We start from the raw sequence: 16,287 nt of genomic DNA, 5'->3' as shown, positions 1-16,287 counted from the left end.
CGGCGTCGCGCGCCGCCCGCGTCGCGTGACCTCGCGCCCAGCTTCGCGACGACGCATGTGCGGCGTCGAACCGCTGCGAATGCCGATATCACCGCTACGACTCGAGAAACGCGAGCAGATCCGCGTTGACCTGATCCGCGTGCGTGACGCAGATGCCATGCGAGCCGCCGGGGTACACCTTCAGCGTCGCGTGCTCGACGATCTTCGCGGACAGGCGCGCGGACGCGTCGATCGGCACCATCTGGTCGTCGTCGCCGTGCAGGATCAGCGTCGGCACGTCGATCTTCTTCAGGTCTTCCGTGTAATCCACTTCTGAGAACTCGCGGATGCACGCGTACTGGCCGAGAATCCCGCCCGCCACCCCTTGCGCCCAGAACGCGTCGATCGTGCCTTGCGACACCTTCGCGTCCGGCCGGTTGAAGCCGAAGAACGGCAGCGCGACGTCGCGATAGAACTGTGAGCGGTTGTCGACGACGCCCTTGCGGATGCCGTCGAATACCTCCATCGGCAGGCCGCCCGGATTCGTAGCCGTCTTCAGCATGATCGGCGGCACAGCGCCGATCAGCACGGCCTTCGCGACGCGCTGCGTGCCGTGGCGGCCGATGTAGCGCGCGACTTCGCCGCCGCCCGTCGAATGCCCGACGAGCGTCGCCTCGCGCAGGTCGAGCGCGTCGAGCAGCGCGGCGAGGTCGTCCGCGTAGGTATCCATGTCGTTGCCCGTCGCCGGCTGGCCGGAACGGCCGTGGCCGCGGCGATCGTGCGCGATCACGCGAAAGCCGTGCCGCGCGAGGAACAGCATCTGCGCATCCCACGCATCCGCATTCAGCGGCCAGCCGTGCGAGAACACGACCGGACGCCCCGTGCCCCAATCCTTGTAGAAGATTCGCGTGCCGTCTTTCGTCGTGATCGTGTCCATCTGCGTGCGCTCCTGGTGAGTAGTGAGGTGACGGGCGCACGATGCGATGCGCTCCGATCGAACAACAGGCCATTCAACGCGGCGACATGCGCCGCGGCAACTCCGCTCGATGCCGTGCGGCAGCGCCGAGCGCAATTCGTGCTGCAATTCGCCATGAACCGAAACCGCCGTCGCCGCGCGTTCGTACGCCGCAAGCAGCGTGCCTTGTGCGATGACGAGACGCATCGAGTGTCCGACGCGCCCCGACCGATGCTCGCTTCGCTTCGAGGACACTCGCTCGAAGCGACACGCGGCATGGCGCGCGGCGCGGCCCGCCGCGCCCGGCGACTTCGCCTCGATCGCTTTTATGCGGACGTCGCAACGTTCAACGCGCAGATTAATGCGCGACACGCGCGCCGTACTTAAGCAAACCTGAATTTTCATGATTCAGCGATCGGGCGAGTACCGCATACGTGAACGCCGATGCTCAGCATCGCATCGCCGACGCCGAACGACGCGATCACGTCGCCCGGAGTGAAGCATAGTTCGGCATGTCGAAATCTCAACGACCTCGTGTTCGCCCCGCATGATCGAGTGGGCTGATTTTCGTCGCACCGGCCCGGCATGCAGTCAAGACAACGCGATGACTTTCGCACCCCGCGCGACGCGCGATCGTTCGCGAAGCGGCAATACGATTCACCGGATCGACGTCGCCGTTCTCGCTTCGCCGAACGTTTCGCATTCGATCGCACATTCGGCCGAGGGATGCGGCGGCGGCCGAGACGCGTCCCTATTTGCGGCTTACGAGCGGCGCGGCGCGGCCGCGCCGCGGCGAACGCGACACGCCCGCGCGCCGCCGACGCCGACGCCGACGCCGACGTAGCTACCAGCCGAATTTCAACTCCGCGCCGACATAATCCGCATTGCGCCCGCCCGCCGCGCGAATCGCGTCGCCCACCTGGAAGTGCGCCATCTCGAGTGCCGCCGCCAGATTCACCGTCACCGCCCAATCGGCGCGCAGCTGCGTGTAGAAGCCGGTCCACTTGCCGCCCCGGCCCGCCGTGCCGGGCACGGGCGACGCGCCTTGCGCGTAGACCGCGTCCGCCGTCGTCGCGCGCCACTGCAACCCGACGGCCGCGAGCAGCGTGAGCGTGCTGCTCGGCTTCAACGTAAGCGACGGCTTCACGTGAATCAGGTTCGTGTAGCCGGTATAGCCGGCGAGCGCGAAGTAGTAGCCGTTCGGAAACAGCGGATTGAACGTCTCGATCCGGCCGTCGTGCGGATGCCGGTCGCCCGACGCCGCGTCGACCTGCAAGCCGACTCGCGGCGTCCAGCGCACGTCCGCGAACGTATAGCCGGCGAGCGAGCCAATCGCCCACGCCGCGATGCGCTGCGAACCGACGTGCCCCGACTGGATCATGCCTTCGACATCCCAGTCGACGTTCTGCTTCTTGCCTGCGTACCGGAGATCGAACACGTCCCGGTGCTCGGCGCCCGCGCCGTCGAGAAACTGCGCCTGCGCCCGGTTGTACCGCGAGTAATACGCGGACAGGTCGCCCGGCCCCACGCCCTGACGCTCGACGCGCACGCCGCTGAACGTGAGGTTGCGGTTCGACACGTCGTCGAACGCTTTGTCGTCGCGGTACTGAACGGGCTGCGTCGCATAGCCGATGAAGCGCCACGGCCCCGCTTCCCAGTCGGCCCAGATGCCGTCGAACGCCTGGCGCACGTTCGGGCCGTCGCGCACCGACACGAAGCGCCGCAAATCGAACGCCATCTCCTGACGGCCGATCCGCGCCTTGAACACTCCGGGCCCGATCGCGTCGGAGTAGGTCACGAACGCCTGACGCAGATCCAGGCGATTGCGATCGACGAGGCCGACGTTGTCCTTGTCGAACGTGCGCGCGTCCTCGATCTGCACGAACACGCGCGCTGCGCGTCCGCGCGGCGTTCAGTCCGGCCAGTCGGAGCCGAGGACGAGTCCGCAGAAGTTCAGCCGGCGATAGTTCGGGTCCCAGCGATCGCGCATGTCCGCGTTGACCGTGCCGAATGTCGTGTGCGGCCGGTGCGCCATCCCGCGCGCATACGCTCCGAGGATGCTTTCCTTGAAACCCGGATCGCGCGGGTACGCGCGAACGATCGCATCGCGCGCGCCCGGGTCGAAGGTCGCGTAGCCGAGGCCGCGCGCGTCCATCTGCACGCCGGCGTGCATCAGCGCGACGAGCGGCGACTTGTGCTCCGCGATGCCCGGCGTCGTATGCAATGCGATCGCGTCCCACACGTCGGCGGCGTCGGCTTCGTTCGCGCCGCGCCGACGCAGGAAATCGCGCGCGGCGTCGGCGCCATCGATCTCGAACCGGCGCGCCGAATGCCGATGCTCGACGTGCAATCCGGCGTTATGGAACAGCGCGGCGACATAGAGCAGCTCCGCGTTGCACGCGATCCGGTCGCGCCGCCCGGCGAGCATCCCGAACAGAAAGCGCCGGACCGCGTGGTTGAACATCCATTCCGCCTCCGCGCAACGCGTCCGCGCGGTCGCCGCACATGCGATCCCACTGTCGGGAATCTCGATCCCCGCCACGCGCCGGGTCATGTCATCTCCTCTACGTCGATGCTCGTCGCACCGCCGACGCGCGACGGCCGAGTGATCTCGCCGAGACGGCGTCATGGGGGGACAGCGGCGTGTCGACCGATCGCGACGGCGGCGGTCGTGCGGTCGTGCGGTCGTGCGGTCGTGCGGTCGTGCGGTCGTGCGGTCGTGCGGTCGTGCGGTCGTGCGGTCGTGCGGTCGTGCGGTCGTGCGGTCGTGTCGCGGCGACGTCCGTCCGGTTTCGCCGATCCGCACGCCGCCCGACACTCGACACTCAACGCACGCCGCCACGCTTGCCATCGTTTTCGACGGTGCCCGCGACGGCTACCGAATGACTTCGCGCCAACGAAGCCGGCAATCCGGCTGACCGACGACATGGTCAAAGCGTAACGACGCGGCCGTTAAAAGGTTCATCGAGGAATTCCGGCGAGCGCGGTGCGAAATGCCGATGGCGACGGTGGCGGCGATCTTGCGGCATCAATTGCCCGCGCGGGCCGATCAGCCCCATTTTTCGTGCCTTTGCCTTTGCCTTTGCCTTTGCCTCCGACTCCGACTCCGACTCCGACTCCGGCTTCGCGGACGCGACGCGGCGCCGCCCGCGCATCACCGCCGAGGACCACGGCCAAGCACCTCGCCGAAATTAGCAACGATTCAGCACCGCTTCAGGACGCACGCGGTTTGCTTCACTAACCTGTACGGCAATACCGGCAATACCCATCGCTCGATCGGCGCGGGCGGCGCACGCGCGCCATGCACGGTCCGCGCAAACGGCGCATGCTGAAACCCGCTTTGCGAAGAACCCGCTCGCGTCACCGTTGCCGCGATGCGGCGGCGACGCTCGCCAGGAGATAGACCTTGCTTCCACCTTCCACTCGCGACATGGCCCCTGCCGCCGTCCGGACGGGCGCTCCGCCGACGGCCTCGCCGCACGCCGAGCGTCTTCGCGCGCCGACGCCGCAACACGTCGGCCATGCGAGCGGGCGCGGGCGCGCGCTCGCGACGCGCCGCGGCGGCCGCCCCGATGCGACTGGCCGGCACGCGCGCGGCCGCCTCGCACAACGCCGGCGGAATCGACGATGCGCCGGCCCCTGATCCTTGTTTGCGCGGGCATCGCGGTCGTCGGCGCGCTGGCGGCCGGCTACCGGATGTGGAAACCCGCGATCGCACCAGTCGAGCGCCCCGCCGCATCGGCATTCGACCCTGCGCTCCGGCAGGAAGGCGCGCGCGTCGTCGCGCTCGGCGATTGCGTCGTCTGTCACACCGCGAACGACGGCCGGCCGTTCGCGGGCGGCCGCGCGCTCGCGACGCCGTTCGGCACGATCTTCGCGACCAACATCACCCCCGACCCCGAAACCGGCATCGGCGCGTGGTCGATCGATGCATTCGCGCGCGCAATGCGCCGCGGCGTTTCGCGCGACGGACATCTGCTCTATCCGGCGTTTCCTTACGTCCATTTCACGCGGATGACGGACCGCGAGATCCTCGCCGCCTATGCGTACCTGATGAACCGCGAGCCGGTGAAGGCAACCGCGCCGGCGAACCGGCTGATGTTCCCGCTGAATTTCCGTCCGCTCGTCGCGTTCTGGAACGTGCTCTTTCTGCGTCCCGGCACGCTCGCGGCGGACGCGTCGAAGACCGTCGAATGGAATCGCGGCCGTCATCTCGTCGAAGGCCTCGGGCACTGCGCCGCGTGCCATTCGCCGCTCGATGCGATCGGCGGCGAACAGTCCGGCCGCGCATTCGACGGCGGTCTCGTCGACGGCTGGGACGCGCCCGCGCTCAACCGGCTGACGGGCGCGGCGCGCCCGTGGACGCGGGACGCGCTCGTGACCTATCTCGGTACCGGGCGTTCGAGCGAGCACGGCGCCGCGGCGGGTCCGATGCTGCCCGTCACGCGCGAGCTGGCGACGTTGCCGCGCGAGGACGTCGACGCGATCGCGACCTACCTGCTGTCGCTGCAAAAACCGCAGACCGGCGACGCGCCGCACGCGATTCCGGCCGAGGCCCGGTCGATGACGGAGCCGGCGCGGCGCGGCGCGACGATCTTCGCCGCGTCGTGCGCGCAGTGTCACGGCCCGAACGCGCCGATGCAATCGATCGGCGAACGCCCGAGCCTCGCGCTCAGCACCGCGGTCAACGCGGACACGCCCCGCAACCTCGCGCAGATGATCATCGGCGGCATCACGTGGGAAGGCGAACGGGCCGTCAACTACATGCCGCCGTTCGGCGACGTCTACAGCGACGAGCAGATCGCCGATCTCGCGCAGTACGTGCGCGCCGCCTATTCGAGCCGCGGGCCGTGGACGGGCGTCGACGCGACGGTCTCGACGCTCAGGAAGGAGAACGCATCCCGATGATTCAATTAACCGTGAACGGCGTCACGCACGCGCTCGACACCGATCCGTCGACGCCGCTGCTCTACGCGCTGCGCGACGACCTGAACCTGCACGGCGCGAAGTTCGGCTGCGGCCTCGGACAATGCGGCGCGTGCACGGTCATCGTCGGCGACCAGCCCGTCTTCTCGTGCCTGCTGCCCGTCGCGTCGATCGGCGCGCGGCCGGTCAGAACGATCGAAAGTCTCGGCAGCGCCGAGCGGCCCGGACCTTTGCAGAAGGCCTTCATCGACCATCAGGCCGCGCAGTGCGGCTACTGCATCGCAGGCATGATCATGCGCGCGCAGGCGCTGCTCGAACGCCATCCGAAGCCGACCGAGCACGAGTTGCGCGCGCACATGGAGCCGAACCTCTGCCGCTGCGGCACGCACACGCGGATCCTCGCGGCGATCCGCCAGGCGGCCGGCATCGCGCCGCCCTCCGGCACCGCCGCCGCGAACGCGGCCACGAACGGCAAAGGAGCCGCGCATGAAGCATGACGACGCCGATTTCGATCCGCGCCGCCGCCGGTTCCTGCTGTCCGGCTCGCTGTTCGTCACGTTCAGCCTCACGCCCGCCGCGCCCGCGCTCGCGCAGATGGTGATCGCGGACGAAGGCGCGGCGGTCCGCATCTCGAAGGCGACGCAGGCGCTCGCCGGCAGCCTGAAGTCGAACCCGTTCCTCGACGCGTGGATCAAGATCGATCCGAGCGGCAAGGTGACCGTCTTCACCGGCAAGGTCGAGCTCGGCACCGGGGTGCGCACCGCGCTGCTGCAGGTCGCCGCCGAGGAGCTGAACATGGCGCCCGCGCTGATCACGTTCCTGACCGCCGACACCGGCGCGTCGCCGGACGAAGGGCTCACGGCGGGCAGCCACACGATGGCGGACAGCGGCGGCGCACTGCTGAACGCGGCCGCGCAGGTGCGCGGCCTGCTCGTCGATGCGGTGGCGCGCCGCCTCGGCGTCGCGAGCGACACGCTCACGACGCGCGACGGCGTCATCGCCGCCCGCGACGGCCGTCGGATGACCTTCGGCGAGGCGGTCGGATTCGTCGACCTGCATCGCACCGCATCGGCCGCGTCGCCGCTGAAGGACCCCGGCACGTTCCGCGTGATCGGCACGTCGCTGCCGCGTGTCGACATTCCGGCGAAGGTGTCGGGCGGCGCGAGCTACGTGCAGGACATGCGCCTGCCCGGCATGCTGCATGCGCGCGTCGTGCTGCCGCCTGTCTACGGCGCGCAGTTGGAGGGTTTCGACGAAGCGAACATGTCGCGGCTGCCGGGCGTCGTCAGGATCGTGCGCGACGGCAGCCTGCTCGCCGTCGTCGCACGCGGCGAGTGGCAGGCGGTCAGCGCGCAGCGCGCGCTCGCCGCGACGTGCCGCTGGAGCGCCGGCCGCGCGCTGCCCGATCGCGCGACCGTGCATCGGGATCTCGAGCGGATCGCGACGCGGCGGATCGACATCGCGACCGTGCGCGCGCCGGCCGGCGCGACCGTGAAGACGCTGAACGCACGCTATACGAAGCCGTATCTGATGCACGGCTCGATCGGTCCGTCATGCGCGATCGCGCAATTCGACGCGGGCAGGATGACGGTCTGGACGCATTCGCAGGGCGTCTATCCGCTGCGCGATGCGCTCGCGGAACTGCTGTCGCTGCCGAAGCGGCAGATTCGCTGCATCCATGCGGAAGGCTCCGGCTGCTATGGCCACAATGGCGCCGACGACGTGGCCGCGCACGCGGCGCTGATCGCCCGCGCGATGCCCGGCCATCCGATCCGCGTGCAATGGATGCGCGAGCAGGAACACACGTGGGATCACTTCACGCCGGCGATGGTCACTGAAGTCAGCGCGTCGCTCGACGCGAGCGGCAAGATCGTCGACTGGCGCTATGCGCTGTGGAGCAGCTCGCACAACGAACGGATCGTCAATGCGGGCCGGCTCGTGCCGGCGACGATGCTCGAGCATCCGTTCACGCCCGCGCCGTCGGTGCCGATGGTGCAGCCGGAAGGCGGCGGCGACCGCAACGCGATTCCGCTCTACACGTTCCCGAATCTGCGCGTGACGAACCACTTCTCGCCGACGATGCCGCTCAACACGTCGGCGATGCGCTCGCTCGGCGCGCACATGAACGTCTTCTCGATCGAGAGCTTCATCGACGAGCTCGCACAGGCGGCGCAAGAAGATCCCGTCGCGTTCCGCCTGAAGCACATGCAGGATCCGCGCGCGCGCGACGTCATCGCACTCGCCGCGCAGCGCTTCGGCTGGCCGCGCCCGCCGCGGCAACCGGTGCGCGGCGTGGGCTTCGCGTTCGGCAAGTACAAGAATCTGATGGCTTACGTCGCGATGGCCGTCGAGATCTCGGTCGTGCGCGAGACGGGACAGGTCGTGCTCGAACATGCGGAAGTCGCCGTCGATGCCGGCCAGATCGTCAATCCCGACGGCGTGCGCAATCAGATCGAAGGCGGAATCATTCAATCCGCGAGCTGGACGCTGTACGAATCGCTGCAATACGACACCGCGCGCATCCGCAGCTTCGACTGGAGCAGCTATCCGATCCTGCGGTTCTCGGCCGCGCCGAGCCGGTTGAACGTGCACCTGATCGATCGTCCGGGCATGCCGTTTCTCGGCGTCGCCGAAGCGGCGATGGGGCCGACCGCGGGCGCGATCGCGAATGCGCTGTTCGATGCGACAGGCAAACGTCTGCGCGACATGCCGCTCGGCGGCGACACGCTTCGCAAGCTGATCGAAGCATGACGCCGCGCGGATGCGATTCGCGCGGATGCTTGCGGGCTGGCTCGGTTTGCGCGGTTCGTACGGTTGACTCGGCTGGCCCAATCGGCTCAGTTGACTCAGTTGGCTCAGTTGGCTCAGTTGACTCAGTTGGCTCAGTTGGCTCAGTTGGCTCAGTTGGCTCAGTTGACTCAGTTGGCTCAGTTGGCTCAGTTGACTCAGTTGGCTCAGTTGGCTCAGTTGGCTCAGTTGGTTCAGTTGGTTCGGCTGGCGCCGCGCGTCCGGTCCGCGCGATTGGCCCGGCAGGCGGCATTGCGTCGATCGGCGCAACGCGCTCATCGTGCGGCGACGCGCGGTGTGCGCGTCGCGGCGTCGAAGCGGCGCCGCATATCCGATGTCGCGGCGCGCATATCCGCACGCCACGGCGATCACGAATCGGCCGGCAGCGTCGCGACGAGTTCGAACGGCTGGCGGGCATCCCGCGCGCGCGAAGCCGGATCGAAGTGCGCGGCCAACGCGTGAAGCGTGTCGGCGGCTTCATGCGCACGTCCGTCGGCCAGCAGCAGCCGCGCCTGCGCGATCGTCGCGCGCAGCGTCCGCGTCGCCGCGCCCTGCGCGCGCGCCAGATCGATCGCCTCCCGAAAACATGCATGCGCCGCATCGAAGCGGCCCGCATCGACGCCGTCCGGCCCGTCTCGCGCCTGTGCCTGCGCATACGCAGCCACGCCGAGCGCACGCCACATTTCCGGCAGAAACAGCGCCTCGCCGCTGCCGCTGCAATGCGCGAGCGCGTCGCGCTTGCCGCACTCATCGATCATCCCGCCGTCGAGCAGCGCGCCGACGAGGCTCGTCGCAAGCTCGATGCCGAGTCCCGGATTGCCGCCCGGCGAGAACGCCCAGTCGAATGCGCCGCACGCGTCGTCGAGCGTCTGGCGCAGCGCCGACGCGTCTTCGATGCGCGCACGGCCGGCCGCGCCCGCGTCAAAACAGGCGGTCAGATAGCGCGCATGGCGCGCGGCGACCTGATGCCGCTCGCCTTCGGCCATCAGCTTTTCGAGTGCGTACGCGCGCGTCGACTCGGACAGCCGGTACTTGGCGACCGGCCCGTCGAATTCCACGGCGACGAGCGATTTGGCGACGAGCTCGTCGATCGCGGCAATCACGCCGCCGATCGTCAGCTCGGCATCGCACACGACCGCGCACATCGCATCGAACGTGAACAGCCCGCCGAACATCGCGAGCCGCCGGAACACGGCGCGCGCGGGCCGGTCGAGGAGCGCGAAGCTCCAGTCGAACGTCGCACGCAGCGTCTGGTGGCGCGGCAGCGCGGTTCGATGGCCGCCGCCGAGCAACGCGAGGCGATCGTCGAGGCGGCGGTACACGCCTTCGAGCCCGAGCGTCGCCGCGCGCGCGGCCGCGAGTTCGATCGCGAGCGGAATGCCGTCGAGCCGGCGGCATATTTCGCCGGCGATGCGAATTTCGGCGGACTGCATGCCGGGCGTGCGCTGCAGCGCGTTCGCGCGCGAGAAGAACAGCCGGACGGCCGAGCGCGCGAGGATGCCGGCGTCGTCCGCATTCGCGGCGGGCACGTCGAGCGGATCGACCCGAAACACCGCCTCGGGCACGATCCGCAGCGGCTCGCGGCTCGTCACGAGCACGCGCAGCGCATCGTTCGTCGCGATCAGCGTCTCGACGATCGCGGCCACGTCGGCGATCACCTGCTCGGCGTTGTCCAGCACGAGCAACCGGCGCGGCCCCGCGAGCGCGCTCGCGATTCCCGCCGCGTCGACCCCGGAGCCGGCCGACGACACGCCACAGGCCTCGGCGAGCGCCGCGAGCACCGTTGCCTCGTCGGCCGACGCGGCGAGCTCGACGAAGCACACGTCCGCCGCGCCGCTCGCCGCATAGCCGCGCGCGACCTCGATGCCGAGGCTCGTCTTGCCGATGCCGCCCGCGCCCGTCAGCGTCAACACGCGAGTGCGATCGAGCATCTCGCGCGCCTGCTTCACGTCGTCGTCGCGGCCGATCAGACGGATCTTCTGCGTCGGCAGCCCGCGCGTCGCCAATGCCGGCGTACGCGGCACGGCGGCGACGGCCGCTTCCCGGCGCCGCTGCACCAGTTGATAGCCGCGGCCGGGAATGGTGATGATGAGATCGCGATCCCGTCCGAGCGCCTTGCGCACCGCGGACAGATGCACCTGGATGTTGTTTTCCTCGACGACGGTATCCGGCCAGACGGCCTGCATCAGCTCGTCCTTCGTCACGAGCCGCCCGTCGGCCGACGCGAGCGCCGCGAGGATGTCGAACGCGCGCGAGCCGATGTGGACGATGTCACCGTCGTCCGTGAGGACCCGCCTGTCCATATCGAGTTCGAAGCGACCGAGCGCGATCGTGGCTTCTGCAGACATGTCTATCAGCGCGAGTAGTGAATGAATCGATACGAAACGAGCGCTTCCGGACCGAGCGCGAACGCATGCGAGGCGCCCGCTCGAATCGGTTGAGCGGCGCGCCGCCCGCCCTCCGGGTCGACGCTTGGCCGCACGCGACGCATGCAGGATCGGGCAAGCCGGCGCGCGCGATCCCCTATGGCGGCGCACGAACGGGCGACCCGCGCGTTCCCGTTCGTCATCGGGCGCGATGTCCGCGCCCTCGGCATCGCGCTGTCATCCGTTCGAACCCGCTCGCGCTCGCGCTCGGCATGCGCATCGTCGAATCGATCGGGCCGATGCTCCGCCGCGGGCGACGCAACCAGGCGCGTCGATCGGGCGCTGCGAAGCGGCGACGCGCGACGCGACCGTCACGTCACGCGCCGCACGCGGTCATACCGCCCAGCACGAGCAGCCGAGCGCGCCCCAGAAGCTCTTCAGATCGGCGACCGGCAGCTTGCTGCTCCACGCGGTCGCATGCCGATGCGCGTGAATGCCGCAATTGTTCGCGCATGCGCATGCCTGCGCCGCATGCCGGACGACCTGCTGCAGCGACGCGCCGCCGGCTTTGTCCGCCCATCCCGCATAGCCGCCGAACATGCGCGCGGGCGACCAGTCCGGCATCGCGGGCGGCGGCGCGCCTTCGTCGACATCGGCGAACGGCCCCGCGCCGTACACGACCTTGCCGCCAACGACGGTCAGCAGCGAGGTCGTATCCGCGATATCGGATTCCGCGCACGCGAAGAAGTCGCGATCGGGCACGATCAGATCGGCGAGCTGCCCGACCTGAATCCGGCCTTTCTTGCCGACCTCGTTCGAGAACCACGTGACGTTCTCGGTCCACATCCGCAGCGCGGTCTCGCGATCGAGACAATTCGCACGCGGGTAGAGCGACATGCCGCCGACCGTCTTGCCGGTGATCAGCCATGCCAACGAAACCCACGGGTTGTACGACGCGACGCGCGTCGCGTCGGTGCCGGCCGACACCTTGACGCCCTTGTCGAGCATCCGCCTGACGGGCGGCGTCGCTTGCGCGGCGCCCGGGCCGTAGCGCTCGACGAAGTACTCGCCCTGATACGCCATCCGGTGCTGCACCGCGATCCCGCCGCCCAGCGCCGCGATCCGGTCGATCGATTCCTCGGAAATCGTCTCCGCGTGATCGAAGAACCAGTTGAGGCCTTCGAGCGGAATGTCCCGATTCACGCGCTCGAACACGTCGAGCGCGCGGCTGATCGTCTCGTCATAGGTCGCATGCAGACGCCACGGCCAGCCATTCTGCGCGAGCACGCGCACGACCGCTTCGAGCTCGCCTTCCATTTCGGCCGGCAGATCGGGACGCGGCTCGCGGAAGTCCTCGAAATCGGCCGCCGAGAACACCAGCATCTCGCCCGCGCCGTTGTGGCGGAAATAGTCGGTGCCGTCGTGGTACTTCGACGTCTCTGTCCAGTTCAGGAAGTCCTGCTTCTCGTCCTTCGGTTTCTGCGTGAACAGGTTGTATGCGAGGCGGATCGTCAGTTGTCCGTCCTTCGCGAGCTGCTGGATGACCGCGTAGTCGTCCGGATAGTTCTGGAAGCCGCCGCCCGCATCGATCGCGCCCGTCACGCCGAGCCGGTTCAGCTCGCGCATGAAGTGCCGCGTCGAGTTCAACTGGTATTCGAACGGCAGCTTCGGCCCCTTCGCGAGCGTCGCGTACAGGATCGCGGCATTCGGCTTGGCGAGCAGCAGCCCGGTCGGATTGCCGGCCGCATCGCGCATGATCTGGCCGCCCGGCGGCTCCGGCGTGCCCTTCGCATACCCCACCGCGCGCAGCGCAGCGCCGTTCAGCAGCGCGCGATCGTACAGATGCAGGATGAAGACCGGCGTGTCGGGCGCGACCGCATTCAGTTCGTCGATCGTCGGCAGACGCTTCTCGGCGAACTGATGCTCGGTGAAGCCGCCGACCACGCGCACCCATTGCGGCGCGGGCGTAACGGCCACCTGGCGGCGCAGCATGGCCAGCGCGTCGGCCAAGCTGCGCACGCCGTCCCAGCGCAGCTCCATGTTGAAGTTCAGGCCGCCGCGGATGATGTGCAGATGGTTGTCGATCAGGCCCGGCAGCACGCCCTTGCCTTGCAGATCGACGATCCGGGTGTTCGGTCCCGCTGACGCGAGCACTTCGTCGCCGCCGACGGCAACGAATCGGCCGTCCTTGATCGCGACCGCGCTCGCGGCCGGATTCGCGCGGTCGAGTGTCGTGAAGCGCCCGCGATGCAGGATCAGGTCGGGGGTCGGTTGTGCGGCAATGTCAGCCATGGCGCTGCTCTCCGGGTTGCGAATCGGGTTGACGGGCGGCCGCGACCTGCGCGGGTGCGCTCGGCTCGTTCGGCGCCTTCGGGCAGGTCGGCAGTTGCCCGAACATGTGCGGTTTGACCTGGTGCTGATACCACGAGGTCGACGTCTCGGCGTTGCCCACCAGCCGCTTGACGAGCGGCGGCACCTGCTCGCCGGCGAGAATGCCGAGCAGGCCGACGAGTGCGATCACGGGAGGCGCCGGCGAGCGCACGTTGAATACGCCGTAGATGATGCCGACGAGCAATCCCATGGCGAGCGACAAAACATAGACTTTCATGATGGGGAATCCGAATGAAGTGGCCGTCTGCGTCGTCGAGATGCGAAGCAGGCGCGCGAGCGACGGACATGCGCTCGGCTAACACGTGTCTCGATCCGTCGCGACGGACTATCGCATTTGCAAACGTTCTCGTATTGAACGTTAGTCGCGAGATTTGAACGATAGCGATGCGGCGCGCCGCTTCCGGACCCGCACGCGGCATCGGCGGAAACGATGCGGCGACGCAGCAGCATCGGCTTCGGCCGCGTTCGCGCCGCATGTACGCGAACGCGCGACGTTCATCGGACTCCTCGCCAAGTTTGCGCACTATTCTTCAAGACGGCCGGACATTCACCGTCTAGCATCCATCCCGCAGCGAATCGTTGGCTCTCGACATGACCGCTCTTCGACGCGGACCGTCGGAGCACGCACCGTCTGCTCAGCCTCGACGCATCGCGCGATTTCGCCGGCGCGCGACGCGTTCGCACTCGATCCCGAAACGATGCGCGCGATGCGCGCAATCGCAGCGCATCAAACGTCTTTCTTCAATCCCGCCTTGAACGGCGTCACCCGGAGACTGTCATGTCCGATCCGAAGCTCGAAGTCCTCACTCCGCACAACAGCCAGATGATCTTCATCGATCAGCAGCCGCAAATGGCGTTCGGCGTTCAGTCGATCGATCGCCAGACGCTGAAGAACAACGTCGTTGGGCTTGCGAAGGCCGCGAAGCTCTTCAACATCCCGACCACGATCACGACCGTCGAATCGGAATCGTTCTCCGGCTTCACGTATCCGGAGCTGCTCGACGTGTTCCCCGACCACACGTTGCTCGAACGCTCGTCGATGAATTCGTGGGACGACCAGAAAGTGCGCGACGCGCTGAAGGCCAACGGACGCAAGAAGATCGTCGTGTCCGGCCTCTGGACGGAAGTCTGCAACACGACGTTCGCGCTGTGCGCGATGGCGGAAGGCGGCTACGAGATCTACATGGTCGCCGACGCATCGGGCGGCACCAGCAAGGACGCGCACGACTTCGCGATGCAGCGGATGATCCAGGCGGGCGTCGTGCCGGTCACGTGGCAGCAGGTGCTGCTCGAATGGCAGCGCGACTGGGCGCACCGCGACACGTACGACGCCGTGATGAAGCTCGTGAAGGAGCACTCGGGCGCGTACGGCATGGGCGTCGACTATGCGTACACGATGGTTCACAAGGCGCAGCAGCGCACCGCGAACGCGCACGACGTGCTGGCGCCGGTTCCGGCGCGCTGATCCGGGCGGGCGGTCGAGCGCGATGCGTCCGTCGTGCAGGCTGACGCGCCGGCGGTTTCGGCCGTCGTTCTCGTCTCCGTTTTGGTTTCCGATTAGGTTCTCGGCCGCCGATTCAATCGAGTTCGTCGCCATCTGGCCGCGTACGCAAGCGCGCGGCCATCTCGCGCGTGCAAGCGCGAGTTCATCCCGCGTGCACGAGCACGCGATCGCTTCCCCGCCCTATCCGTCCGGATATAAAAAACGCGCGCACAAGCAGCAGCGCAACCGCACGCCGACAATCCGTCGCGTCACGAATTGCTCGTCGTGAGCGCGACCTCGGCCGTCGCCGCCGACACGCCCCCCGCCCGGCGTAGCGCGTCATCCCACGCCGGACGTGTTCGCGCGGTGGCGCGCAACCGCGCGCCATCGCATCGACGGCGCGCCCGCCTCGGCGTCGATGCGCACGCCCGCGCATTCCTTCAGCCGTCGAGCGCATCGGGCATGCGCTCAGCGAGAAACGCGATGAACGTCCGCACCTTCCGCGAATGCCGCCGGTTCGGCAGATACGCCGCATAGACCTGCGCGCCGCCGCCCGGCGGCGTCACGCACCACGATTCGAACAACGGCAGCATGCGGCCCGCGACGATGTCGTCATGCACGAGCCACGTCGGCACGAGCGCGATGCCCTGCCCGCTCAGCACGCTTTCGCGCAGGACGTCGAGGCTGTTCGCCGTCAGCCTGCCGTTGATTTCGACCTTGTCCGATTGACCGTCCCGGCTGAACGTCCAGCTTTGCCGCCCCTGCCGATACGGGAAGCGCAGGCACCGATGCGACGCGAGATCGCCAGGCGCGACGGGCGTGCCCATCGTGTCGAGATAGTCGTGGCTCGCGACGACGATGCGCCGATTCTCCATCAGCTTGCGCACGACGAGGCCTGGATCTTGCGCCGGCGCGCCGATCCGCACGGCGACGTCGATGCGGTCGGTCGCGAGATCGAGATAGGCGTCCGACACGACGAGATCGAGCGACACGCGCGGATATTCATCGAGAAACGCCGACAGATGCGGGCCGAGGACGATGCGCGCATACGTGACGGGCACCGATACGCGCAGCGTGCCGACGGGCTCGCCGCCGGCGTCGGCCACGCTCTCGTCGGCCTCGACGAGTTGCGACAGCAGGCCGCCGACCTGGTCGAGATAGGTCGCGCCGGCGTCGGTGAGCGTCACGTGGCGCGTCGTGCGCGTGAGCAGCGTCACGCCGAGCGACGCCTCCAGCGCATCCATCAGCCGCGTCACCGACGACGTCGCGGTGCCGAGCTGCCTTGCGGCTTTCGAGAAGCCGCCCGTGTCGGCGACGACGGTAAAAGTCTGCAACGCAAGTAGCTTGTCCATATCGTTCCTATTGCGAATCGCGCAACGCCGGTTTGCTTTTTGCCGGCA

At 68.3% G+C, this 16,287-nt stretch carries 11 protein-coding genes and 1 pseudogene; 5 read left to right on the top strand and 7 right to left on the bottom strand.

What is annotated here, in order from left to right; genetic code table 11:
* Window positions 1-94: 94 nt before the first annotated feature.
* Entirely contained in the window at window positions 95-916 is an 822-nt protein-coding gene (locus WS62_RS09295) for an alpha/beta fold hydrolase (protein WP_066570541.1), read from the bottom strand.
* A gap of 138 nt (window positions 917-1,054) precedes the next feature.
* On the opposite strand from WS62_RS09295, the gene WS62_RS36135 reads away from it, so the two are divergent.
* Window positions 1,055-1,321: a hypothetical protein gene (locus tag WS62_RS36135; RefSeq protein ID WP_156440919.1), complete on the top strand. Its 267-nt coding sequence runs from the start codon at window positions 1,055-1,057 to the stop codon at window positions 1,319-1,321.
* A gap of 457 nt (window positions 1,322-1,778) precedes the next feature.
* Here WS62_RS36135 and WS62_RS09285 read toward each other — a convergent pair.
* Together WS62_RS09285 and WS62_RS09280 are read right to left on the bottom strand one after the other, a co-directional pair.
* Window positions 1,779-2,825: pseudogene (locus tag WS62_RS09285) on the bottom strand (alginate export family protein); the annotation flags it as partial.
* A 21-nt stretch (window positions 2,826-2,846) separates the two neighbouring features.
* Window positions 2,847-3,488, bottom strand: a complete 642-nt coding sequence (locus tag WS62_RS09280; RefSeq protein ID WP_066570449.1) for an HD domain-containing protein — start codon at window positions 3,486-3,488, stop codon at window positions 2,847-2,849.
* Between the two features lie 1,073 nt (window positions 3,489-4,561).
* Between WS62_RS09280 and WS62_RS09270 the strand changes: the two genes are divergently transcribed.
* From WS62_RS09270 to WS62_RS09260, 3 genes are read left to right on the top strand one after another with little or no spacing between them, the layout of a single operon-like run.
* The gene (locus WS62_RS09270; RefSeq protein WP_066570444.1) at window positions 4,562-5,842 is read left to right on the top strand and encodes a c-type cytochrome; all 1,281 of its coding nucleotides are present in this window, start codon (window positions 4,562-4,564) and stop codon (window positions 5,840-5,842) included.
* The gene (locus WS62_RS09265; RefSeq protein ID WP_066570441.1) at window positions 5,839-6,357 is read left to right on the top strand and encodes a (2Fe-2S)-binding protein; all 519 of its coding nucleotides are present in this window, start codon (window positions 5,839-5,841) and stop codon (window positions 6,355-6,357) included. The genes WS62_RS09270 and WS62_RS09265 overlap by 4 nt, the downstream gene beginning before the upstream one ends.
* Window positions 6,347-8,611 (top strand): xanthine dehydrogenase family protein molybdopterin-binding subunit, encoded by a 2,265-nt coding sequence (locus WS62_RS09260; protein ID WP_066570438.1) that lies wholly within the window; start codon window positions 6,347-6,349, stop codon window positions 8,609-8,611. The genes WS62_RS09265 and WS62_RS09260 overlap by 11 nt, the downstream gene beginning before the upstream one ends.
* A gap of 404 nt (window positions 8,612-9,015) precedes the next feature.
* On the opposite strand, the gene WS62_RS09255 is transcribed toward WS62_RS09260, so the two are convergent.
* From WS62_RS09255 to WS62_RS09245, 3 genes are all read right to left on the bottom strand, one after another.
* The gene (locus tag WS62_RS09255) at window positions 9,016-10,995 is read right to left on the bottom strand and encodes an ATP-binding protein (RefSeq protein ID WP_066570430.1); all 1,980 of its coding nucleotides are present in this window, start codon (window positions 10,993-10,995) and stop codon (window positions 9,016-9,018) included.
* A gap of 411 nt (window positions 10,996-11,406) precedes the next feature.
* Entirely contained in the window at window positions 11,407-13,305 is a 1,899-nt protein-coding gene (locus WS62_RS09250) for an amidohydrolase (RefSeq protein ID WP_066570417.1), read from the bottom strand.
* Window positions 13,298-13,621: a XapX domain-containing protein gene (locus WS62_RS09245; RefSeq protein ID WP_066570415.1), complete on the bottom strand. Its 324-nt coding sequence runs from the start codon at window positions 13,619-13,621 to the stop codon at window positions 13,298-13,300. The genes WS62_RS09250 and WS62_RS09245 overlap by 8 nt, the downstream gene beginning before the upstream one ends.
* Window positions 13,622-14,182: 561 nt before the next feature.
* On the opposite strand from WS62_RS09245, the gene WS62_RS09240 reads away from it, so the two are divergent.
* Entirely contained in the window at window positions 14,183-14,869 is a 687-nt protein-coding gene (locus WS62_RS09240; protein ID WP_059597333.1) for a hydrolase, read from the top strand.
* A gap of 458 nt (window positions 14,870-15,327) precedes the next feature.
* Here the strand turns inward: WS62_RS09240 and WS62_RS09235 are convergent, their stop codons facing one another.
* Complete coding sequence (locus tag WS62_RS09235; protein WP_066570413.1) at window positions 15,328-16,239, bottom strand: LysR family transcriptional regulator; 912 nt, start codon at window positions 16,237-16,239, stop codon at window positions 15,328-15,330.
* Window positions 16,240-16,287 lie beyond the last annotated feature (48 nt).

The sequence above is a fragment of the Burkholderia sp. ABCPW 14 genome, assembly GCF_001523835.1.
GTDB lineage: Bacteria > Pseudomonadota > Gammaproteobacteria > Burkholderiales > Burkholderiaceae > Burkholderia > Burkholderia mayonis.
The sequence above is the reverse complement of the archived record's forward strand: the minus strand, read 5'-3'. Positions and strand labels throughout refer to the sequence as shown.

Coding starts and splice junctions, on each gene's coding strand:
- WS62_RS09295 (WP_066570541.1), bottom strand. CDS start 916: ATGGACACGATCACGACGAAAGACGGCACGCGAATCTTCTACAAGGAT.
- WS62_RS09280 (WP_066570449.1), bottom strand. CDS start 3,488: ATGACCCGGCGCGTGGCGGGGATCGAGATTCCCGACAGTGGGATCGCA.
- WS62_RS09270 (WP_066570444.1), top strand. CDS start 4,562: ATGCGCCGGCCCCTGATCCTTGTTTGCGCGGGCATCGCGGTCGTCGGC.
- WS62_RS09265 (WP_066570441.1), top strand. CDS start 5,839: ATGATTCAATTAACCGTGAACGGCGTCACGCACGCGCTCGACACCGAT.
- WS62_RS09260 (WP_066570438.1), top strand. CDS start 6,347: ATGAAGCATGACGACGCCGATTTCGATCCGCGCCGCCGCCGGTTCCTG.
- WS62_RS09255 (WP_066570430.1), bottom strand. CDS start 10,995: ATGTCTGCAGAAGCCACGATCGCGCTCGGTCGCTTCGAACTCGATATG.
- WS62_RS09250 (WP_066570417.1), bottom strand. CDS start 13,305: ATGGCTGACATTGCCGCACAACCGACCCCCGACCTGATCCTGCATCGC.
- WS62_RS09245 (WP_066570415.1), bottom strand. CDS start 13,621: ATGAAAGTCTATGTTTTGTCGCTCGCCATGGGATTGCTCGTCGGCATC.
- WS62_RS09240 (WP_059597333.1), top strand. CDS start 14,183: ATGTCCGATCCGAAGCTCGAAGTCCTCACTCCGCACAACAGCCAGATG.
- WS62_RS09235 (WP_066570413.1), bottom strand. CDS start 16,239: ATGGACAAGCTACTTGCGTTGCAGACTTTTACCGTCGTCGCCGACACG.